Origin of the sequence: Cuniculiplasma thermophilum (genome assembly GCF_052315355.1) — an archaeon.
Classification (GTDB): Archaea; Thermoplasmatota; Thermoplasmata; order Thermoplasmatales; family Thermoplasmataceae; genus Cuniculiplasma.
Genome location: NZ_JBLSDF010000012.1, coordinates 1 through 19,586, shown reverse-complemented (window position 1 = coordinate 19,586; position 19,586 = coordinate 1). Strand labels below are relative to the sequence as shown.

At 37.3% G+C, this 19,586-nt stretch carries 23 protein-coding genes and 1 tRNA gene; 9 read left to right on the top strand and 15 right to left on the bottom strand.

Features of this window, described 5'->3' with window-relative positions; all coding sequences use genetic code 11:
• Window positions 1–390: 390 nt before the first annotated feature.
• Both ACNF42_RS03140 and ACNF42_RS03135 read right to left on the bottom strand, forming a co-directional pair.
• Window positions 391–567 (bottom strand): hypothetical protein, encoded by a 177-nt coding sequence (locus tag ACNF42_RS03140; RefSeq protein ID WP_443338885.1) that lies wholly within the window; start codon window positions 565–567, stop codon window positions 391–393.
• Window positions 568–628: 61 nt separating this feature from the next.
• A complete protein-coding gene (locus ACNF42_RS03135; protein WP_443338883.1) occupies window positions 629–955 on the bottom strand; it encodes a hypothetical protein in 327 nt (108 codons plus the stop codon).
• 180 nt (window positions 956–1,135) lie between these two features.
• Between ACNF42_RS03135 and ACNF42_RS03130 the strand changes: the two genes are divergently transcribed.
• A complete protein-coding gene (locus tag ACNF42_RS03130) occupies window positions 1,136–1,372 on the top strand; it encodes a hypothetical protein (protein WP_443338881.1) in 237 nt (78 codons plus the stop codon).
• A complete protein-coding gene (locus tag ACNF42_RS03125) occupies window positions 1,362–1,796 on the top strand; it encodes a PIN domain-containing protein (RefSeq protein ID WP_443338878.1) in 435 nt (144 codons plus the stop codon). The genes ACNF42_RS03130 and ACNF42_RS03125 overlap by 11 nt, the downstream gene beginning before the upstream one ends.
• A 675-nt stretch (window positions 1,797–2,471) precedes the next feature.
• Here the strand turns inward: ACNF42_RS03125 and ACNF42_RS03120 are convergent.
• A tRNA-Cys gene (locus tag ACNF42_RS03120) sits at window positions 2,472–2,543 on the bottom strand.
• A gap of 137 nt (window positions 2,544–2,680) precedes the next feature.
• Between ACNF42_RS03120 and ACNF42_RS03115 the strand changes: the two genes are divergently transcribed.
• Window positions 2,681–3,226, top strand: a complete 546-nt coding sequence (locus ACNF42_RS03115) for an AAA family ATPase (protein ID WP_443338875.1) — start codon at window positions 2,681–2,683, stop codon at window positions 3,224–3,226.
• On the opposite strand, the gene purQ is transcribed toward ACNF42_RS03115, so the two are convergent.
• The 5 genes from purQ to fbp all read right to left on the bottom strand — a co-directional run bounded on the left by purQ (window position 3,223) and on the right by fbp (window position 6,635).
• The gene (gene purQ / locus ACNF42_RS03110; RefSeq protein ID WP_443338873.1) at window positions 3,223–4,011 is read right to left on the bottom strand and encodes a phosphoribosylformylglycinamidine synthase subunit PurQ; all 789 of its coding nucleotides are present in this window, start codon (window positions 4,009–4,011) and stop codon (window positions 3,223–3,225) included. The genes ACNF42_RS03115 and purQ overlap by 4 nt on opposite strands.
• Window positions 4,012–4,017: 6 nt before the next feature.
• A complete protein-coding gene (locus ACNF42_RS03105) occupies window positions 4,018–4,167 on the bottom strand; it encodes a 50S ribosomal protein L40e (RefSeq protein WP_443338871.1) in 150 nt (49 codons plus the stop codon).
• 128 nt (window positions 4,168–4,295) lie between these two features.
• The gene (locus tag ACNF42_RS03100; protein WP_443338869.1) at window positions 4,296–4,961 is read right to left on the bottom strand and encodes a DedA family protein; all 666 of its coding nucleotides are present in this window, start codon (window positions 4,959–4,961) and stop codon (window positions 4,296–4,298) included.
• 6 nt (window positions 4,962–4,967) lie between these two features.
• Window positions 4,968–5,468 carry a deoxycytidylate deaminase gene (locus ACNF42_RS03095; protein WP_443338866.1) on the bottom strand — a complete coding sequence of 167 codons (501 nt, stop codon included), beginning with the start codon at window positions 5,466–5,468 and terminating at the stop codon, window positions 4,968–4,970.
• Between the two features lie 9 nt (window positions 5,469–5,477).
• Window positions 5,478–6,635, bottom strand: coding sequence for a fructose-1,6-bisphosphate aldolase/phosphatase (gene fbp, locus ACNF42_RS03090; RefSeq protein ID WP_443338935.1), 1,158 nt, complete (start codon window positions 6,633–6,635; stop codon window positions 5,478–5,480).
• A 134-nt stretch (window positions 6,636–6,769) separates the two neighbouring features.
• Here fbp and ACNF42_RS03085 point away from each other — a divergent pair, with 134 nt between their 5' ends.
• From ACNF42_RS03085 to ACNF42_RS03075, 3 genes are all read left to right on the top strand, one after another.
• Window positions 6,770–8,332: a site-2 protease family protein gene (locus tag ACNF42_RS03085; RefSeq protein WP_443338864.1), complete on the top strand. Its 1,563-nt coding sequence runs from the start codon at window positions 6,770–6,772 to the stop codon at window positions 8,330–8,332.
• Between the two features lie 187 nt (window positions 8,333–8,519).
• On the top strand, window positions 8,520–9,074 hold the full coding sequence (hsp20, locus tag ACNF42_RS03080; RefSeq protein WP_443338862.1) for an archaeal heat shock protein Hsp20: 555 nt from the start codon (window positions 8,520–8,522) through the stop codon (window positions 9,072–9,074).
• A 1-nt stretch (window position 9,075) separates the two neighbouring features.
• Window positions 9,076–9,657 carry an ArsR/SmtB family transcription factor gene (locus tag ACNF42_RS03075; RefSeq protein ID WP_443338860.1) on the top strand — a complete coding sequence of 194 codons (582 nt, stop codon included), beginning with the start codon at window positions 9,076–9,078 and terminating at the stop codon, window positions 9,655–9,657.
• 90 nt (window positions 9,658–9,747) lie between these two features.
• Here ACNF42_RS03075 and ACNF42_RS03070 read toward each other — a convergent pair whose 3' ends face one another.
• From ACNF42_RS03070 to ACNF42_RS03060, 3 genes are all read right to left on the bottom strand, one after another.
• Window positions 9,748–10,713 (bottom strand): methyltransferase domain-containing protein, encoded by a 966-nt coding sequence (locus tag ACNF42_RS03070; protein ID WP_443338858.1) that lies wholly within the window; start codon window positions 10,711–10,713, stop codon window positions 9,748–9,750.
• Between the two features lie 15 nt (window positions 10,714–10,728).
• The gene (locus tag ACNF42_RS03065) at window positions 10,729–11,049 is read right to left on the bottom strand and encodes a DNA-directed RNA polymerase subunit L (RefSeq protein ID WP_443338856.1); all 321 of its coding nucleotides are present in this window, start codon (window positions 11,047–11,049) and stop codon (window positions 10,729–10,731) included.
• Between the two features lie 104 nt (window positions 11,050–11,153).
• Window positions 11,154–11,849, bottom strand: coding sequence for a S49 family peptidase (locus ACNF42_RS03060; protein WP_443338854.1), 696 nt, complete (start codon window positions 11,847–11,849; stop codon window positions 11,154–11,156).
• Between the two features lie 188 nt (window positions 11,850–12,037).
• On the opposite strand from ACNF42_RS03060, the gene ACNF42_RS03055 reads away from it, so the two are divergent.
• From ACNF42_RS03055 to ACNF42_RS03045, 3 genes are read left to right on the top strand one after another with little or no spacing between them, the layout of a single operon-like run.
• A complete protein-coding gene (locus tag ACNF42_RS03055) occupies window positions 12,038–13,180 on the top strand; it encodes an NAD(P)/FAD-dependent oxidoreductase (RefSeq protein WP_443338851.1) in 1,143 nt (380 codons plus the stop codon).
• Between the two features lie 9 nt (window positions 13,181–13,189).
• Entirely contained in the window at window positions 13,190–13,678 is a 489-nt protein-coding gene (locus tag ACNF42_RS03050; protein WP_443338848.1) for a DUF1641 domain-containing protein, read from the top strand.
• On the top strand, window positions 13,675–14,109 hold the full coding sequence (locus ACNF42_RS03045) for an OsmC family protein (protein ID WP_443338845.1): 435 nt from the start codon (window positions 13,675–13,677) through the stop codon (window positions 14,107–14,109). Before ACNF42_RS03050 ends, ACNF42_RS03045 begins: the two co-directional genes overlap by 4 nt.
• On the opposite strand, the gene ACNF42_RS03040 is transcribed toward ACNF42_RS03045, so the two are convergent.
• Genes ACNF42_RS03040 through tuf form a run of 4 tightly spaced genes read right to left on the bottom strand, consistent with a single transcriptional unit; the run spans window position 14,106 to window position 19,000 of the window.
• Window positions 14,106–15,137 (bottom strand): pyridoxal-phosphate dependent enzyme, encoded by a 1,032-nt coding sequence (locus tag ACNF42_RS03040; protein WP_443338843.1) that lies wholly within the window; start codon window positions 15,135–15,137, stop codon window positions 14,106–14,108. The two genes, ACNF42_RS03045 and ACNF42_RS03040, sit on opposite strands and share 4 nt — an antisense overlap.
• A gap of 29 nt (window positions 15,138–15,166) precedes the next feature.
• Complete coding sequence (locus ACNF42_RS03035; protein ID WP_443338841.1) at window positions 15,167–17,368, bottom strand: elongation factor EF-2; 2,202 nt, start codon at window positions 17,366–17,368, stop codon at window positions 15,167–15,169.
• Window positions 17,369–17,399: 31 nt separating this feature from the next.
• Window positions 17,400–17,714, bottom strand: coding sequence for a 30S ribosomal protein S10 (gene rpsJ, locus ACNF42_RS03030; protein WP_443338839.1), 315 nt, complete (start codon window positions 17,712–17,714; stop codon window positions 17,400–17,402).
• Between the two features lie 11 nt (window positions 17,715–17,725).
• Window positions 17,726–19,000 carry a translation elongation factor EF-1 subunit alpha gene (tuf, locus tag ACNF42_RS03025; RefSeq protein WP_443338837.1) on the bottom strand — a complete coding sequence of 425 codons (1,275 nt, stop codon included), beginning with the start codon at window positions 18,998–19,000 and terminating at the stop codon, window positions 17,726–17,728.
• Between the last annotated feature and the right edge of the window lie 586 nt (window positions 19,001–19,586).

Below are 19,586 nucleotides of genomic sequence, written 5' to 3'. Positions count from 1 at the left end.
AATTGGAAGATGAAAATTGATCAATCTATATGTCAAATGTTAACATTCCTACATATATTATTAATTTTCATGTCTCATCACTAGGGCTCTTTTGATTAGATAGAAAACAATTTATTTAAAATTCAATATTGTATCCTAATTTAATATTTGATAGATTTCCACAGGATCAGAATGATCGACTGAGGAAAAACTGTAAAAGTTAAATATAATAATATAAATAAAATTGAAGGGATTTTCAAAATCTCCTTTTTTCATTGATTTGGCATAACAGCAGTGAAATCATATTTCACATGCTTAAACGATACCGGAATAATGCTAGTTTTATTCTAATTCTACCTGAATTTTCCTGAATGTTGAAGGCTTATGCAGTTTTGTTGAGAAATCTTATACTTACAAGCTTGAAGCAAATTCCTTTTGAGAATGTTTCACCTTAAATGTCGGCATTTTTAACATCATTACAGGAAAGAAATGAACCATAAACTTGAAGAATTCATTTAGATCCTTTTGTTGCTGATTTTCCATCTCTCGTTCTGTGCTTATTTGATAACTATAATCCTGATCTGCCATATTCTCCTCTTTCTGACTTGATGAATGAAGCATCTTTCATTGTACCTTTCTTAACGTGGATTCATCTGGCCACAGCCTTATCTTTTATTTTATTGAATATCAGATGCTTCCTATCTGTTTCTATGTAAACGCTCACGGGAATATCATACATTATCTCTGGCGGAAATATTCTCGGAATATGGAGGAAAACTGAGAATGGATTCATGTCTCTAATCTTCATCATTATAGATGAATTAAAGGGATTGTAGCATTGTTGAAGAGGTATTATTTTTAAAATAAGAACCGGATCATAATCTGATCCTCCATTTTTCCCCTTGGCATTTTCATTGAGATCAGATAGGATTTCCCTGAATCTTTCAAATTTAATTCGGTCCCATATGTAGGTCAATGGATCTCAAAATACTTTGAACCTTCGGAATTCCAGAAAAACTGAATGCGGCAGACCATAAATACAGATAATAAAATCAGGAAAGAGGTTTTCGGTATTGTTTTGTGGAATCCTTTGAATTGTGTACATGTATTATTTATCAATGTAAATGTTTATAACATGTAAATCTATATTGAGTCTATGACAAAAACAGTGACTGTAAATCTTGACGAGTCAATTGAAAAGAGGTTCAGGGAGAAGGCAAGGTTGAAGTTCGGCAACAGAAAAGGGTCTTTAGCTAAGGCTTTGAACGAGGCAATGGAAAACTGGCTTAAAGAGGGCAATCAGGATGCACTCAGTGAAAATCTCATGCTGCTTGAAAATGGAATAATGATGAAGAAGTGGGATTTCAAAAGGGAAGATCTCTATGAAAGATGACATTTTTTATGATACAAATATTTTGATCTATGCATATGATCTTAATGAACCAGTTAAAAGGAAAATTTGCAAAAAAATAGTAGAGGATGTTTTTTTGGGGAGGAAGAAAGGGGTCATATCCATTCAGGTCTTGGTGGAATTGTATAATGCCATGACACGCAGGCTTGATGTTAATGAGAATTCGGCTATGGTCATAGTTGAATCGTTCATGGATTGTGAAAATTGGATTAAGATCACTTATAATGAAGCGACCGTAAAGAACGCCCTCAAGAGCTCCCTTGCTTTCAGGGCACCTTTCTTGTATACCTTGATCTCCGAAACGATGAAAGAACACGGAATAAACCTCATAATAACTGAAAATGAGAAGGACTTTCATAAAATACCCGGCATTAGTGTAATCAACCCATTAATTTCAAACGTTTGAGGAATTTAAGTATCACCCATGATTTCATATTTCCTATGAGATCTGAAGAAAATGTTCTATAATTAATTACTTCCATTTTCACTTTTGAGTTTTCCAACAACAAGTCATTTAGAACCACAGCATTTAACTCCTGAAAATCCCGTGTCAAAGTATGAGTGATCTGATTGATCATACCTTGAAAGAGAGATGCAGTTCAATGAAGATAAATGATTCCCTAATATTTGTAAGGAAAATCATAGACTGAGGATCAATTTACAATCCCTTATTGAATGATATGTATCCCATTGATATTTATGCTGGTGGGAGGCCAAATATTTCTGTAAAGATCATGACAAAAGAATCGATCCTTCAAAATTACACCATTAAAAGATGGCCAGATGTGGAGGTAGAAAAAATGAAAAAAACAAATAAATCTATTATTTTTCAGCCTTGGAATTTGTTTACTTTTTGATTTATCAATTGCATGGGATTTTAAATCTTGTGTAATCGTGAATGATATCTTGTTTGAAGCATCTTCATGATCTCACCCATTTATTTAAGCAAATTAATTAGCATTCTATGTGATCATATCTAATTATTTCCAAAACTATGGGATAAATTATTTTCATCAAGCTTTGGAAAAAGAAATCTTTGGTAACTCTAACTCTCGCAAATTAAGGCAAAACATCAAGAAAGAGGACAGGTAGGGATTTGAACCCTAGTAAATGGGATCTGCAGTCCCACGCATGACCGCTCTGCCACCTGTCCCTGGAAAACCATATTACTATACACATATCTATTTTTCGAAATGTGGTATTTATTGGTTTATCTCTTATTGATTTGCTTAACCGAGATTCATCATCAGTGAGAATGTATTATTAACTTTCAAGACATAAACATAGCCAATGCTTATAATTACTGGAATGCCAGGATCAGGGAAGGACGAATTTATTAAGGTAGCAAGAACCCATGGTTGGAAGGATTACCATATGGGTGACATAGTGAGAAAGTATGCGAAAATGAACAATGTCAACGAAAACGATGGGAGTATCGGTTCCTTTTCTAACAGGGAAAGGGAACTGTATGGTATGGATATCTGGGCCCGAAGATTGGTAGAGGAGATAAAGGAAAAAAATCATGTAATTGTGGATGGTCTTCGTAACATGGAAGAATTCAATTATTTCCAGAAAGTCAGTCCAAATCTTGTTCTGGTAGCTATTCATACCGATAGGGATGAAAGGTTGAAAAGGATAATAAGAAGAAGCAGACCTGACGACATAAGGGAAATGGATGAGTTGGTCAAGAGGGATGAAAGGGAGTTATCCTGGGGAATTGGAAAGGCAATATCATTATCAGATTATATGATTGTAAATGATGGAACATTGGAGGAATTCAAGGCAAATGTTGAAAGTCTTTTAGAAAGAATTGAAAAGGAGCACCCAGAAGTCTAATTTTTTCTTTGAATATAGTTCTTAATTGCAGAGAAGAATATTTCTCCAAATGGTCTTGCTTTTTCTCGTCTGCCATTTGTAGAAAGCTGATATGGGTAATATATCCTTTCAGGATGAGGCATCAGACCTATAACGTTTTCATACTCCCCTGAAATGCCGGCTATATCGTGAATTGATCCGTTTGGATTCCAGGGATATTCAGCCTCACCACCCTCTGGATTAACATATGTAAAGAGATTTCTCTCTTCCTCCAGTATCTTTTCCATTATGGAATCATTCATAAATCTTATGTTGCCTTCTTTGTGGGCTACAGGGACTTCAAAAATCTCGTCTCTACTTATTATTCCGTCAAACAATTTGCTTTTACCTGTATATTTTATGAATATTGTTCTGCACTCAAACCTTCCGCTTCTGTTTACATCAAGTGCAATATCTCGTCTACCGTAGGATGAACCTATCATTCCGGTCTCTGTCAAAACCTGGAACCCATTACATGGTCCAATAATTGGTGTGCCATCCTCAACCATCCTCCTTAGGATCGGTTCAGAAGAATTTTTCAATCTGGCTGCAAATATGGCGCCTGCTCTTACATAATCCCCCGCAGAAAAACCTCCCGGTATGAATAGAACATTGAAATCTTCAAGATTTACCTTGGAATGTTCTATTTCCCAAATATGGATGTATTGTGGATCGAGTCCAGCCTCCTGGAATGAACGGAAAGCTTCCGAATCATTGTTCGTGCCCTCCATTCTCAATATTCCCGCTTTCAGAGGTTTACTGTCCACTAAATATCACTGGCCACCGCGCCTTTCCTTTGCCTTCATTCTAAGTCCTGTATAACCACATTTTCTGCATCTGGTGGCCTTGACTGAATTCCTTGCATCACATCTCATACAGATCTTTTTATTTAATCTCCTTTCTATTGATTCTGCAAATGGCATTTATCTAACCTTGACACCCTATTAATTAGTAGATATAAATTCTTTCTAACTGATTTGTTAATCCTTAAAAAAATAACTAATGTATGTTTAATACAAATTGTAAATATTTGTACTACAAATGGGCTCATCTATTCACTATTTGAGTTATTTCTTCGTGTTCTTGCAGAAAGCTTCCGGTAAACATAAATCAGAACTATCAATGCGGCAGCTATTGATATATAGGAATAGTCATTGAAGGCGCTAAGAATAGCTTCCCATTTACTTCCAAGTATGTAGCCAAGATATATCAGCACAGAGTCCCAGATTACCGTCCCGACAAAGGTAAGAATTATGAATTTTTTGAAATTCATTTCGGCAAGCCCTGCTGGAATTGAAATAAACGTCCTAAATACTGGGACTAGCCTTGTAAAGAAAACTGAAATTTCCCCATATTTATTGAACCATTCCTCAGTTTTTTTCAGGGAATTCTGGTCAAGTTTTATGTATTTTCCAAACTTCAAAATGGCCGGTCTGCCTCCATAATATCCTATTCCATAGGCCGCACTGGCACCTACTGCGTTCCCCACACTTCCAGCAATGAGAGCCAGAATTACCGCTGGAACACCAAAGTAATTTGGTAATTCACCAGTAAGCGATAGGTATCCTGCAAAGGCCATTACTACTTCCGATGGGATTGGTAAAAGCAGCCCTTCCAGAAACATTAAAAAAAAGATTCCTGGATAATTAGCAGTTCTTATGACATATATTATCAAATTTACTATATACTCGATTAAACCTGTTATTATTGAACTCATTAAGGATCACTGCCTAAGGTCAGACCCGATCTTAAGCAGTTCAATCAGATCTTCTCTCGTCATCTTGAACTCTCTTGTCTTAACTGTACTCTCCAACAGCATCAGTTGAGACAGCTCGTCAGGGTAACCATCAGCATAAATAATTTCACGTATTTGAGCATTTATGATCATCTTCGCACAAACAACACAGGGGTGAGTCGTTGTATAAATAACGGAATCCTTTATGCTCACTCCGTGAACAGCAGCCTGGATAATGGCATTCTGTTCTGCGTGAAGACCTCTGCAAAGTTCATGTCGTTCTCCAGAAGGAATATTCATATCTATTCTGATACAGCTCACAACGTCGCAATGTTGAGCTCCGCTTGGAGGACCATTGTAACCAGTGGCAAGAACATTTTTGTCTTTAACAATTACCGCTCCAACGCTTCTTCTTACGCAATTAGATCTGAGGGAGGCCAGATGGGCCATCCCCATAAAATATTGATCCCAGTCAGGTTGTCTACTCATTTTGTCTTCTTAGTCCATGTCAAGAGTAGATTCGTGTATTTCACCTTTTTTGTCCTGGCCTTCGATCTCCTTGAATCTACCTTCAAGTTTCTCAAGTACCTTGGGAAGAGTTGTGTATTCCATATCCTCCTCTGGAAGACGATGTGGTTCGAAGGGCCCCATCCTTCTTATATAATCGGCGATATCGTTTGCCTTGGCCCGAGCATTATCATATGCAGGATCGTCAAACATGTCAATCGGTCCGACCAGTTTTTTATCTTTGTAAACAAAGCCAAGTCCCACGACTTTTGGAGGGCCGTCAAACCTTACCATTTTTGACTGATTCATTCCAACAGGCATCAATGGGCCATTAAAAGATCCTCTCATCCATCCAGATACTAGATATGGGTGCGTAAAGGCTTCCATAACTTCCCCTGAAGCAGGTAACCCAGACTGTATCCTGACTATTCCAGCTGGATCATCCTTTCCCACATATTCCCCTGCTATGAATGATAACTTATCAGTTGTAATAACTGCTACATTTTCATTGGGCAATTTCTCGTGGTTCTCTTTCGTAAACACTCTCTTTATAACGTATCTGCCCTTAGTTCCGATTAAGGAAATAATGTCATACATCTCCTCAGGAGCGTCAAGAAAAATTGACTTTGCCTTAACAATGTCCCATATCTCGAATCGGAAACCAGAATGCATATTATTATCTATGACCAGGCCTGGTGTGTTAAAAGGATCGGCAAAGATTCTGAAGATTGGATAGTTAAAAGCTCCAGGTTCGGTTTTATCCATCATGAAAACTATGAATGGTTCACTTTTTCTTGGAGTAATCTCCATTTCAGCCACACCGGGACCCATGCCCTTTATATTCCCGGAAAACGAATCCTTCAAAAGGTCCTGTCCAGCCCCATAAAGACCTAGGTTCTTTGCAACTTCAGTTCCAGCTTTGAATGCGTCCCATGCAAGTTTGTGCACCTCTGATGCATTAACGCCATTCCCATGAGCCGTGGTTATCTGAATATCGTCTCCTATATGACCTACAAAACTGTCCCAAATTATCCCTTTCCCGTGTTCATTTATATGTTTTCTAACAGTATTTTCAACGTCCGGGTGTACGGTTGTATGTCCCGGTAAACTTCCTATATCTGCTTTTATATGACTTAAGGTAGTCTTCATCATTATATCAATGCAGAAGATATATTAAAAGGGTTCGGAATGTAAAAACAAGAATCAAAATTACAACTTAGCAAATTTTTTTATGAAAAGTAATTTAATACTGATTCCCATGCCATTAATGGAATGGATGAAGGATGTCGTATATCGAAATTGCAATTTTGGTCATAATTTTATGGATAATTGGCATGATTCTGGCTCGTCCATATATCAAATCAAGCAAACACTTCCAGACCCTAGGAGGCATTATACTACTCGTTAAAGTAACAAAAAATAGACGTATTTTGGATAGAATTTCCAGTCTTTCTCAGTCAAAATTATTCTCCCGTTTCTCAATTGTTCTTGTTTATTTCCTGTTAATTTCAGGACTCGCGTTGCTGATATATGGAACCGCTCTTTCCTTCACAGTAAGAGCCGTTGTGCCACTTAATGAATATCTGGCCCTCCCAGGAATAAATCCTGACATACCAATCACTTATGGTCTGGTTGCATTTGCATTTTCAATTGTAATTCACGAAATGTTTCACGGAATTGTTGCAAGGAAACATGGAATCAAGGTGAATTCTGTTGGAGTAATGTTTTTTATTGTACCAATCGGAGCCTTTGTTGAGCCGGACGAAAAGGAGATCACGGATGCGGACCCTGTGGTGAGAAGAAGAATAGTTGCAGCTGGAATTGCTGTGAACTTGGTTATCGCGGTGTTTGCATTCCTGATAACCTCTCTAGTCCTATCACATGCAGCAGTTCAAGCAATGCCAGGATCATACATCGATGAAATCGTAGGAAATTCAACAATGAAGAATCTCAATATAAGTGGTCAGGAGCTGATCTCATTTGGAAACGTAACTGGGAATGCAGTTAATAATCTTACTATTTCATCTTATCTTGAACCAGGGATGGAGTATAAGATGACCGTATACAATGGCAAGGAATTTCACGATTATATGGCACCAGCTGGAGTTGAAATTGATTCTCTCATAAATGGTTATCCTGCCCAGAAGGCTGGAGTTAACGCAGGAAGTTTTATAATTTCAATTGACAACAAGACTGCTTACAACGAGCTTATTATAAACGATGTTCTGAATGCAATAAAACCAGGAACAAATATATCAATGGTAACAGAGAGTTTCAACTATTCCAACGGCCATTTTACGGGTGTAACCAATGTCTATCACTTCAAAACAGTTTCAACATATAGTTTTTACAGGACGTACTATCCAAGTCTTGCCAATTCAACACAGAAAAATGAGAGTTTCATAGGTGTCACAACCACTTACGCAGGTTTAGGGTTGATTCCAATATCATACCTCAAGTCAATCGTATTCGGAAGCACCGCCTTCACAGGGGGATTTACAGGTATAATACAGACAATTGCTCTTCCTTTGGAGGGATTAAGTCCGATTCCTGCTTCTTTTACCGCTCTATTTACAGTTCCACTTGGGGGCGCAATCTTTTGGCCGATTGTTAATATGGCATATTGGTTTTACTGGGTAAACATACTTCTAGCCATTACTAATGCCTTACCCTTGGCCATTTTTGATGGAGCTCAATTCTTCAGGGATACTCTGATCATAGCAGGAAGACATAGGAGGCTTTCATATTTCAGCAAAGAGGAAAACATAGCTAAGGTACTTTCTCTGGTTTCGTTTATGGTATTTTTTATGCTGATGCTGGAGATAATTGTCCCTAGAATAATATGATTTTAAAGTTACATTTTTGATCTCTTATCTTAAAAAATTTGTGGGTATTAACCCAATATTTTTCGGTTAAATCCGTTTCTCTAATTTACTGAACTGCTTGGGGTATTGAAGTCTCTTATGGAGAAAGATTTTTATACCTATAAGTAATATGTAGTTGTCAACAAATAGTTGACAAGAGGTGAATGAAATGGTAATAAGAAGAAAGAGAGATGATGACTGGGATGATGACATATTTGACTCAATGTTTGATGACTTTGGGTTTGACTTTGAGAGGATTAACGAGAGGTTTAGAAAGATAATGGAAAGAATGCTCAAAGAGAGTGAAACAAATCAGGTCGGTCAATATGGGCCTTTCATATATGGTTTCACTTATAAGATAGGCCCTGATGGGAAGCCTAATTTCCAAGAATTCGGAAATGTGCCTACTAGACCAGCAATTGGATCTCAGCAGGACACAGTAGCAAGGGAACCATTGACCGATATCAATTACGACGATCAGCACGTTTACGTTACATTTGAGCTACCAGGCGTTTCCAAAGAGGACATAGATCTCAAAGTTTCAGAAGAGAATATTACTATCAGTGTACAAAACTCTCAGAGAAAATACTACAAGAGCATAGATATGAGAGAGGCAATAAAGCCAGAAACCGCCAAGGCTAAATTCTCCAATGGTATACTTGATTTGACTGTTGACCTGTCAAGGGGCAAGAAAGAAAGCGGAAAATCTGTGAAGATAGAATAAAATGACCGACATAGATGATATCCTGGGGGTTCTGGAAAACAGCACAAGGAGGGCTATCCTCAGGAGGCTTCTCCTTGAATCTTCATATGCTCTGGAAATAAGTAAGAGCTTGGGCGTATCTCAGCAGGCAATAAACAAACAACTTGAAGTATTACAGAAGGCCAATTTGATATTCCTTTCTGAGCAAAACCAGAACAGCTTTGGTCCTCCGAGAAAAATTTACGTTCCCACAGGTTTTTCAAGCGTAATAATAGACTATACTCCGTCCTTCATAGATATCAAAAAGTATGAATTAAACGGAATACAAAATAATACTGAAAAAGACACAGATTCCTTAAAAGCACTCATGGAGATCGAACAAAAGATGGAAAGTTTGATGGAAACAAGGAGAAAGCTGATCGAAGAGAAAAATTCAATCGTGAGTGCGCTGAAAAAAAGCGTAATTAATCAAACACCGGATAACATTGTAAGGGATATTCTGTTAGAATACATTGAAACACTGAATCCTGAGAAAGTAGCTCTTGATCACGGACTGGATCAAGAGACTGTAATAAATATAATTGAACGTTTCTTTGATTTTTAATCAAAAATAACATTTTTATTCGTGCGATCTAAATTTATTATAATGTATTCCAGATTCTTCCAAGTATTTCGGGGCATTCGACTCACATTTTCATTTTCTAATCAGCCTGACGAAATGCCTGGTAAGTGATCTGTGAATCCTTTGTTTTAAAATCTTATCAACTTTAAAGTATTCTTTAAAGTACTCAGTATTTTGTTCATCATCTGTGACGATGCAGGCTCTTGAACCTGATCCGAGTACCTGGGCCATTTTTAATGCCCCTAACTCATAGAGGGTTTTTCTTTCCTTAGTAACTTTAGAACTCCTACCATAGGGAAAATCAGTGATTATTCCGTCAAATTTTTCAGTGGGTTCATAATTTATAAAATCCTGTCTTCTTATATCAAAATCTTTTATCCCAAAGAACCTTAAATTTACCCTGGATCCAACTACCATCTCATTAACAATGTCGAATCCAGTTATGGCATAACCCTTCAATGCAGCCTCAATCAATATTCCAGAGCTTCCGCAAAATGGATCAAGAAGTTTTGCTCCTTTAGGAAAATATCCCATATTAACAAGAAATGATGCATATTTAGGGTCCATGGAAACTGGGGTAAAATATGGTCTCATGGGTGCCCTTCTTTCATTTGGATTATTTGGTTTCATTTGTGATTTATGTACGCCTATATACCACAAATCAAAGTGGTAAATATGTATGATAAAATCTGGGTTTTCGAATGAGATACGTCCTTTTCCATTTAGATATTCACCCGCAATTCTTTCATATGCAGTTCCATGGCCATCCTTTTTATCTATGACTCTGACATAAAATTTTCCATCAGGAATAGATAGATTCCTGATCTCCGCCAAGTTTTCCACAGTTCCTATATGATAGGAATATCTCTTTAAAAAGGCCAGATTCTTAATAGTCTCTTCATCTGTTTCCACTAAAAAGAGATCATCCCCTATGCCCTGATAATAACCCCTGCCACTCAAATTTATTGTGGAATTTATATCCTCCAAGGAGAATTGAGAAATTCCACCATACTGTTCAACTAAAAATTTTTCAACCAAAACTATCTTTTGCTCTTAGTTTTGCTTTGCTTCCATCACGTTATCTTCATCTATTTTTTTAAGTTCTTTATTCAGTTCACTGGACAGAGTTTCGAAAACCTTGCTAAGTCTCTTTATAGACCTTTTAACTGCAGCTTGAGGTTTTCCTGACTTAACCCTGACATAAACCCTTGGATTATCTATCACAGGGTGTTTAATAAAGTATCTTGACTCAGTGACCTGTTCATCCTTTTGTATCTCCTCTACAAGAGGTCTGAGTAGGGTATTGTCGTAATTCATTATTTCAAATGTAATTGAATCTTTTTGTTTGTCCACAATATTGATCTTGCTATCCATCATATGGTAATTGAAAACCATTTATTAAAAATTAGCATGCCGTTTACGATTTAAAGGGATTTAAATAGTCCTTTTATACCTTCCTGTATTTTCCTGGAAAGGATTTATATGAATTTTCCTATGATTCTGTAGATAAGAGGTATTTTTGGATCCTCAAAATACGGTTTCTTTACCTCTCCAGTTTCTTTCATAATCTGATTAATTGCATCTTCATAGCTGCACACCACATCTATTAGGCCCATCTCCTTTGCTGTCTCAGACAGATAAACATCACTCTTACTTATAGATGAAATCTGTTCTTCGTTCAATTTCCTATTTTTTTTAACTGCTTGTAGAAATATATTGTATATCCCCTCAATTATCTTCTTTTGTTCGTGGCTTGCTTCTTCATCAGGTGCTTCAAAGGGATTGTATGCATTCTTATGAATTCCTAGTCTCTCCTGCCTTATTTTTATCCCTAACTTATTGAGAAGCTCGCTAAAATCTGGCATTATTGAATAAACACCTATAGAGCCTATAATCCCAGTTTTTATTGAAAAAATTTTCTTGGAGGGGCAAATTATCATATAAGCTCCTGAAGCCGCCATTCCAGTTACCATACTAAATATTGGTTTCTTTCCTGATATCTGCTCTACACGATTATATATCATTTCCGATGCAGATGCACTGCCTCCTCCTGAATTTACATCTATAAGTACTGCCTTAATTTTTTCATTCTTTTCACAAAAATCCAATTTACTTATCAGATAATTTTGCAACTTTTCATCGACGTTTCCATGAAGTTTAAGACCGTATATCATTGTTCATCGAATGGAAATCATTCATAATTAATATTGGCACTCAATTCAGATGGAGTATATTTTTAACTTTCCAAAAAACCAAATGTTAGCCATTATGGATAAGTGCCAATGCACATGATTTTTGTAAAAATTATAATACAAAGAAATAATTTCCGTAAGTATTTCCAGATAAAAAAAGAGGTGTTTAATTGAAAATTGCTGACAGGATAGTTGTATTGGGAGATAATGAGGCAGCTGTAATGGTTGCAAACAAGATTGTACAAAGGGCTAAGAAAGGGGACGTGGAAGTAATTATCCTTGGAAAAAACAAAAGAGTTGAATTTATAGATTCTAATCCTTTCATCCCGGTTTCATTAATAGATCAAAGTTCGTCCATAAGGAGTATGGAATCTGTCTTAAGGATGAGTGTTCAATTCATCAGCGACGAACCTGTGACCATAAATTTAAAGGACAATAATATTAACACTAAAAATGGTAGGCTCATAAGATACGACTACCTGATATTGGCTGATTACGCATTTCCCGATACATCTAAAATAGTTGGCTACAATGAAGATGCAAGAAGCATTGAGACAATTCAAGGCTCACTTCAATTGAAAGAGGATCTTGCCAATTTCAAAAAGGGAGAGATTGTGATATATCACGATGCCACTTCTAAATATAGCCCTCTAAATTCTGTTAATCTCGCTGTTAACATGTTCACATACTTTGATTCAAAGGAGCTAGGCAAAGATATAAAGATCACATGCGCTTTTGGAGGAGATTCTCCTACCGGTATGAACGAGATGGATAGCATAATCGAAAACACATTGAAATCACTGGGTATAAATATGGTTAAAAACTTTGATCTTTCAGCAATTAATGTAAAAAATAAGGAACTTCAATCTAGAGATGGTAAAACCATTAAATACGATATCCCGGTAATTTTCTCACCTTCTTCATATTACCCATACATTGATAAATCTTCATTTCCAAAGGCAGACAGTGGTAATATAGAAGTTAACATCAAAGACCTAACACTAAAGGGTTTTGAAAATATTTATGTAATGGGCTTTGCAGGTAAGAACTTCACAAATTACTGGAAATTAAATCGCACACAGGCCGACTTCATATCTGCAAGAATAGCTCATGAGGTCTCAGGATATCCTGAGCCAGATGTTTACTCCTATAAATATGACATAGTCTTGATAAAGGGCAGGGAATCAGCATCCGATTTGCTTGTAGACATGGAAGGCAAGGTTATAGAGGGAAGAGCCAGTAGGACAGATTATCTTGTAGGTTTATACTCACAGGAATCATTCTTTGGCACTTATGCTATGGGATTTATCTGAGGTGATGAAATGGTAGAAAATAATGAAAATAATGAAAATGAACAGGTGGAAATGGCAATAAGGGAGCTAATGGACGACGATAAAACTGTACTTGCTCTCTTAAACCTGATTAAGGTTTTAAAAAATTCCGGAGATTTGGAAAGTATACAAAAACTTGCTGAGGAGTTTATACCGGGAAATCCCGTAACAATAGTTCAGACGGCAGATCAGCCTGAATTCCATAAGGGTGGAATAAATCTGATAAACTTAATTGTGGCACTGATGGCATCCCTGTCAAACAAAACTTCACAGGAAAGCCTTTCAACAATTCTATACAACAGTGATGAGCTTTGGGCCTCTATGGTAGAAGGAGCCAAGAAACCTGAGAATTTTTCACTCCTCAGACTTATGGGAGTTCTAAAGGATCCTGAAATTGCTTCAGGTCTGACTGCGGTATTAAATGCTCTAAAGGTTCTTGGAAATATGTTAAAGAGGGTTGACAGAGGAGAAGGAGAATGAAGGTCTCTTTTCATTATGAACCAGGTAATGGATTTGTAAGCGACGACAAGGGCAAGGATACCCTAATAATGAAGGATCCGCTTCTTGAAAAAACCACTCGCATATCACCAACAGAGCTTCTTGTATATGCAATGGGTGGATGTTCATCTGCCGATGTGGTTTTGATTCTTTCAAGAATGAGAAAAAATATTAAATCATACAAGGTAGAAGTAGAAGCAGAAAGGGAGGAACTTGAACCAAAAACACTTAAGGAAGCGAATATCCATTATATCATTGATGGGGATATTTCAGAGGAAAATGCAAAACGTGCCATAAATCTGTCACTTGAAAAATACTGCAGTGTTTCCATATTGGCTAAGAGGGGAGGCACACACTTAACATATTCCTTGACCTTAAATGGTGAAAAAGTAGTGCACAAGTCTGAAGCCTAATTTATCACTTTCATATTTTTTATTCCATGGCCAGTCATTAGGGCCATTTTAGTACAATCTCCATCATATTGTGAAGCTGCTGAAAATGATATGGCCGAGCTGAATTCAACATCAATACCTTTCATTAAAAGATATTCTCTTGCCCGGATAATGTCATCTTCTTCAATGAGTCTTATATTTCCGTAATTCGAAATTACTCTTTTTAAAACTTCAGACCTTAAGGGAACAATTCCTGTGAGGGCATCTGCCACGGATGGCTTCCTTTCATAGTTTGTTTCTTTAATTAAATTATACATTCCGCAGGCATTTTTGGGCTGAACTGCAACTAATTCAGGGACCTTTTCAATCTTCCCTGAATCTGCAAGATGACGAAATCCTTCGTATACACCAAGATAAAGGGTACCGGTTGAAAAAGGGATGTATATCTTTTCAGGCATTTCCTTGTAATTCTGGAAAATGTCGTAGGAAATGGTTCTGAAACCATCATAGAATTCAGGCCAGTATTGATGACCTAAATATGTAAATTCTGAATTCTTTGCCTTTTCCTCCACATCCTCTCTAGTTCCCTCTATCATGTGAATTTTGGCACCATATTGAGCAATTTGAGACTTCTTTACGTGATTCGCATTCTTTGATACAAATACATGGGCGGAGTAACCTGCGACTTTGCAAAAAAAGGCAAAGGAGGCACCTGCATTTCCGGAGGAATCTTCAGAAACCGGTTCACCTTTCTTTATTATATTATTTTCCTTTATAAAGGAAAAGAGATTATTCATACCAATATCCTTGTAAGAAAGGGTTGGAGTATGAAAAAGCTCTTTTAAATTTATGCCGTCAACAAAAAGACTCTCTGTTTCCATACTAATATTAAGAATTCTCTTGGAAATATATGGAAAATTATCATCAATCCTATCACTAAATTCGCTTTTTAATTCGATTATGAAAGGAGAACCACAGGAGTTACAAGAAAATTCACTATGTTCTCGAGAAGAATGGCATTTGGAACAAAAAACATCGTATAAGGGCATTTATGGACAATACTTTTAAAAATAAAAAATTATAGTGATGAGTAGTAAGCCTCATCATAGGGCTCAGGCTTAAGTCCCTTTCTTGTCCTGATTTTGGCCACAACATCCTTCTGTAATTCTGGCGGAACTCTCTGATATCCTGAGTTTTCTGAACTCCAGAGAACCTTTCCTCCCGTAGCGCTTCTTATAGCGGATGCAAAGCCAAACATTCCAGAGACCGGGACTTTTGCGACGATGACCATATCGTCACCCTCAAGATTCATCTCTTCTACAACTCCTCTTCTCTGTTGAATTTCATTAGTAACCGATCCCATAATTTCCTGTGGAACATTTATAAAAACTTTCTGGACCGGTTCCATCAAAATTCTTTTTCCCTGGCACATTGCACCATAAAGAGAGTTTCTTCCAGCTGGTATTACCTGCGCAGGACCTCTATGTATGCTATCTTCATGGAGTTTTGCATCTACAAGAAGCGCTTTTACATGAGTTACGCCCTCATTGGCCAAAGGCCCCTTTGAGATCACCTCCTTAAAGGATTCAATAAGAAGTTCCATCGTCTCGTCCAGATACTGTATTCCCTTGGTTACGTCGAAGAAAATATTTTCACCGGTTACACTTATAATTCCCTTGGCTGTATCCCTATCTATTCCGGCTTTCTGAAGGAGTTCTATCACTGTCTTTTTATCCTTAAACTTCTCACCCTGGGGTATGGTTCCTTCTTTAATAAGATCAACAACCTCTTCATTCAATGGTTCAACCTTAAAGTAGAACCTGTTATGCTTATTTGGCGATTTTCCCTCGAAAGGTCCACCAACCTTTTCAACCGTTTCCCTGTAGACCACAATAGGGTCAGAAGTTGTTACGTCGATTTTGTAATCATTCTTGATTCTGTATAGGGTAACCTCAAGATGTAACTCCCCCATACCAGATATCAGATGCTCTCCAGTTTCTTGATTAATGTTAACCTGTATTGAAGGGTCAGCCTTTGAAACCGTCTTTAAAACCTCAATAAGTTTTGGAAGATCAGACGTATGTTTAGCCTCAATTGCAAGAGTTACAACTGGATCGGTATAGTGAGTCATAGGTTCAAAAGGTTCCATGTCAGATGAAGCAGAAACAGTGGATCCTGCGATTGCGCTCTTAAGACCAATCACTGCAGCTATATTTCCCGCCGCAATTGAATCAACCTGAATTCTATCTGGACCTACCATCATCGCCAGGGTTTGAACTTTAAATTTTCCAGAGGCACCGTTAATGTAAAGTTCCTGTCCCTTTGTTAGTGTCCCACTAAAAACTCTACCTACTGCTATTTCACCGGCGTGAGGATCAACTATGATCTTAACTATCATCATCGAGAGTGGGCCCTGTCCATCGCAGGAAGTCATTGCCTTTCCAACAGGTGTCTCTAAATCACCTTTCCATATATTCGGAATTCTGTAGGCCTGGGCCTCTTTTGGATTAGGTAAGTGGTGAACTACCATATTCAAAATGATTTTGTGCAAGGGGGCTTTTTTGGCAAGTTCCTTCTGTTTTTCTCCCCTGACATAGGTGACAATATCATTAAAATTGACACCGTACGTCTTCATAGCTGGAACAGATATTGCCCAATTGTGATAAGCAGACCCAAAAGCTACTTTTCCGTCTGCCACATTAAGTTGCCATTCCTTTCTGAATTTTTCTGGTGCATATTTGCTTAATAATCTGTTAACGTCATTTATAATTTTAATAAACTTCTTCTGCATCTCTTCGCCATTAAGTTTAAGTTCATTGATCAACCTATCTACTTTATTTATAAACAGAACTGGTTTAACGAACTCCTTTAATGCTTGTCTTATCACGGTTTCTGTCTGAGGCATAACACCTTCAACAGAGTCAACAACTATTATACATCCATCCACTGCCCTCATTGCCCTAGTAACATCTCCTCCGAAGTCAACGTGACCTGGTGTGTCTATGAGGTTAATTAAATAATCCTTTCCATCAACAGTATGCACCATTGAAGCGTTAGCGGCATTTATTGTAATTCCCCTTGCCTGCTCCTGCTCATCAAAATCCAGCATCAATTGCTTTCCAGCCAGATCTTCACTCATCATACCAGCCCCAGCAATTAGGTTATCGCTCAATGTGGTTTTTCCATGATCTATATGAGCAGCAATACCTATGTTCCTTATACTTTCAGTTTTAGTTACAAGCAAGCTGGCCTTTGCAATATTATCTTCCTTTCGACCCATAAAATCCACTCTCTTAAATTATAAATAAAAATTAATTTTTCATCTGTATCTCTATCTGTACACCGTCAGGTATTGATATTTTCATTACTTGTTTTAGTGTTCTCTCGTCACCGTCAATATCAATCAACCTTTTGTGTACTCTCATTTCCCATCTATCCCATGTGGGAGACCCCTCTCCGTCGGGAGATTTTCTGACCGGGACAACTAGTCTTTTAGTTGGTAGAGGTACAGGGCCATGTATTTCAACTCCTGTTCTTTCAGCTATGCCTTTTATCTCTCTGCAGACATCATCAACTACCTTATGATCAGTTCCGCTTAGAGATATTCTAGCCCTGTATGAAACCATATTAGTTCACCTTACTTTGACTCTACGTCCTGACATAGTCCAGCAGCTACGGTTTGACCCATATCTCTGACCGCGAATCTACCAAGCTGCGGGAATTCAGAAACCTTCTCTATTACCATGGGTTTATCGGGAACTACTTTCACTACTGCAATATCACCGGTTTTGATAAATTGAGGCTTCTCTTCCTTGGTTGTCCCGTCCTTCGGATTGATTGTTTTTACGATTTCCTCAAATCTGCATGCAACCTGTGTTGTGTGTACGTGAAACACTGGCTTGTATCCAGCTGCAATGACACTTGGATGGTTAAGTACCACAATCTGAGCAGTGAAGGATTTGGCAACTGTTGGAGGCGAATTCAAAGGTCCACATACATCCCCTCTCTTGACATCGTTCTTAGCTATACCCCTTACGTTGAATCCTATGTTATCTCCTGGCTCTGCCTGGGCCATATTTTCATGATGCATTTCAACACTCTTTACTTCTCCCTGTTTGTTTGCGGGCATGAATATGACCTTATCTCCTGGTCTTATGATTCCTGTTTCAACTCTTCCTACTGGAACTGTTCCTATTCCCGTAATTGAATATACGTCCTGAATTGGGAGTCTGAGTGGTTTGGATGTTGGTTTTTCAGGGACCTTCAGTGTTTCAAGGGCCTCTAGCAATGTAGTACCCTTATACCAAGGCATATTGTCCGATTTTTTAACTATGTTATCTCCCTTGTACCCGCTAATTGGTATGATTGGGTAATTTTTGTATCCAACGGAAAGAAGGAATTTCTCGACCTGTTCTTTAACCTCATTGAATCTCTTCTCACTGTAAGGGGGCTGTGTAGCATCCATCTTATTTACGAGTACAATGAGCTGCTGAACTCCAAGCGTCTTTGCCAAGAAAGCATGTTCTCTGGTCTGTGCCATAATGCCTTCTCCATCTCTTGCGGATACTACAAGCATGGCTGCATCTGCCTGGCTTGTCCCAGTTATCATATTTTTTACAAAGTCTCTGTGACCAGGAGCATCTATGATTGTAAAGTAATATTTGTCAGTCTCGAATTTTCTGTGGGATAGATCAATTGTAACTCCTCTTTCTCTCTCTTCTTTGTATCTATCCATAACCCATGCAAACTCGAACGTTGCTTTACCTTTCTCCTCAGCCTGTTTTCTATAATCATCTATGATATGCTGTGGGATTTCACCATGCTCATATAGCAATCTTCCTACTAACGTAGACTTTCCATGGTCGACGTGACCTATTGTAACCAAATTTATATGTGGTTTCTGTGCTGCCATTTTTTCACCTTTTCGACTATTAATTCAAACCGTTAAAGGTTTTAATTTATTAAAGTCTTTGGTAGGTAATTTGTATTGGTTATAAGAGGTTTTCCAATTTAACTATTTAAAAAGTAAAGGCTTTCGTGGTCTAATAGGATTAGACTCAATCTTCTTATCGTCTATTCAGGTTATTTCTCAAATGTCTGTAGTTTATGCCTACCTCCATGTGAATAACTGTTCTTAAGAAGAATCCTTTCTGAATTATTTTTCATTTGTTTTCTGACTCACTATGTCAATAAGAAGAAAGTTTTGTTTTCTCAATATTTTTATTAGGCATTAATTAAAATGGTATATTTTAAAGGGTTAATAAAACGGAAATAACATTTGATAGATTACTTTTTACTACAATAAGTATTATAATATAAACAAATATTTATAAGTAATCAAAAAGTTATAATATTATGAGGTTTTCTATTTTCTACCTTATTCTGTAAATTTTCTGCATAACTTCCTGATTACCGCTGAAGATCAATCTATTTTTGACTGTTTATTTTCTTAATTATCCCTTTTTATCACTATTTCCCATGAAATTTCTTAAATAATT

Bases quoted from the DNA above. Each gene is read 5' to 3' on its own strand.
- ACNF42_RS03075 (WP_443338860.1), top strand. From the start codon at position 9,076: ATGACCGACATAGATGATATCCTGGGGGTTCTGGAAAACAGCACAAGG.
- ACNF42_RS03065 (WP_443338856.1), bottom strand. From the start codon at position 11,049: ATGGATAGCAAGATCAATATTGTGGACAAACAAAAAGATTCAATTACA.
- ACNF42_RS03060 (WP_443338854.1), bottom strand. From the start codon at position 11,849: ATGATATACGGTCTTAAACTTCATGGAAACGTCGATGAAAAGTTGCAA.
- ACNF42_RS03085 (WP_443338864.1), top strand. From the start codon at position 6,770: ATGTCGTATATCGAAATTGCAATTTTGGTCATAATTTTATGGATAATT.
- ACNF42_RS03095 (WP_443338866.1), bottom strand. From the start codon at position 5,468: ATGAGTAGACAACCTGACTGGGATCAATATTTTATGGGGATGGCCCAT.
- ACNF42_RS03045 (WP_443338845.1), top strand. From the start codon at position 13,675: ATGAAGGTCTCTTTTCATTATGAACCAGGTAATGGATTTGTAAGCGAC.
- ACNF42_RS03040 (WP_443338843.1), bottom strand. From the start codon at position 15,137: ATGCCCTTATACGATGTTTTTTGTTCCAAATGCCATTCTTCTCGAGAA.
- ACNF42_RS03050 (WP_443338848.1), top strand. From the start codon at position 13,190: ATGGTAGAAAATAATGAAAATAATGAAAATGAACAGGTGGAAATGGCA.
- ACNF42_RS03100 (WP_443338869.1), bottom strand. From the start codon at position 4,961: ATGAGTTCAATAATAACAGGTTTAATCGAGTATATAGTAAATTTGATA.
- ACNF42_RS03130 (WP_443338881.1), top strand. From the start codon at position 1,136: ATGACAAAAACAGTGACTGTAAATCTTGACGAGTCAATTGAAAAGAGG.
- ACNF42_RS03125 (WP_443338878.1), top strand. From the start codon at position 1,362: ATGAAAGATGACATTTTTTATGATACAAATATTTTGATCTATGCATAT.
- fbp (WP_443338935.1), bottom strand. From the start codon at position 6,635: ATGAAGACTACCTTAAGTCATATAAAAGCAGATATAGGAAGTTTACCG.
- ACNF42_RS03115 (WP_443338875.1), top strand. From the start codon at position 2,681: ATGCTTATAATTACTGGAATGCCAGGATCAGGGAAGGACGAATTTATT.
- ACNF42_RS03140 (WP_443338885.1), bottom strand. From the start codon at position 567: ATGGCAGATCAGGATTATAGTTATCAAATAAGCACAGAACGAGAGATG.
- rpsJ (WP_443338839.1), bottom strand. From the start codon at position 17,714: ATGGTTTCATACAGGGCTAGAATATCTCTAAGCGGAACTGATCATAAG.
- ACNF42_RS03035 (WP_443338841.1), bottom strand. From the start codon at position 17,368: ATGGGTCGAAAGGAAGATAATATTGCAAAGGCCAGCTTGCTTGTAACT.
- ACNF42_RS03105 (WP_443338871.1), bottom strand. From the start codon at position 4,167: ATGCCATTTGCAGAATCAATAGAAAGGAGATTAAATAAAAAGATCTGT.
- hsp20 (WP_443338862.1), top strand. From the start codon at position 8,520: ATGGTAATAAGAAGAAAGAGAGATGATGACTGGGATGATGACATATTT.
- tuf (WP_443338837.1), bottom strand. From the start codon at position 19,000: ATGGCAGCACAGAAACCACATATAAATTTGGTTACAATAGGTCACGTC.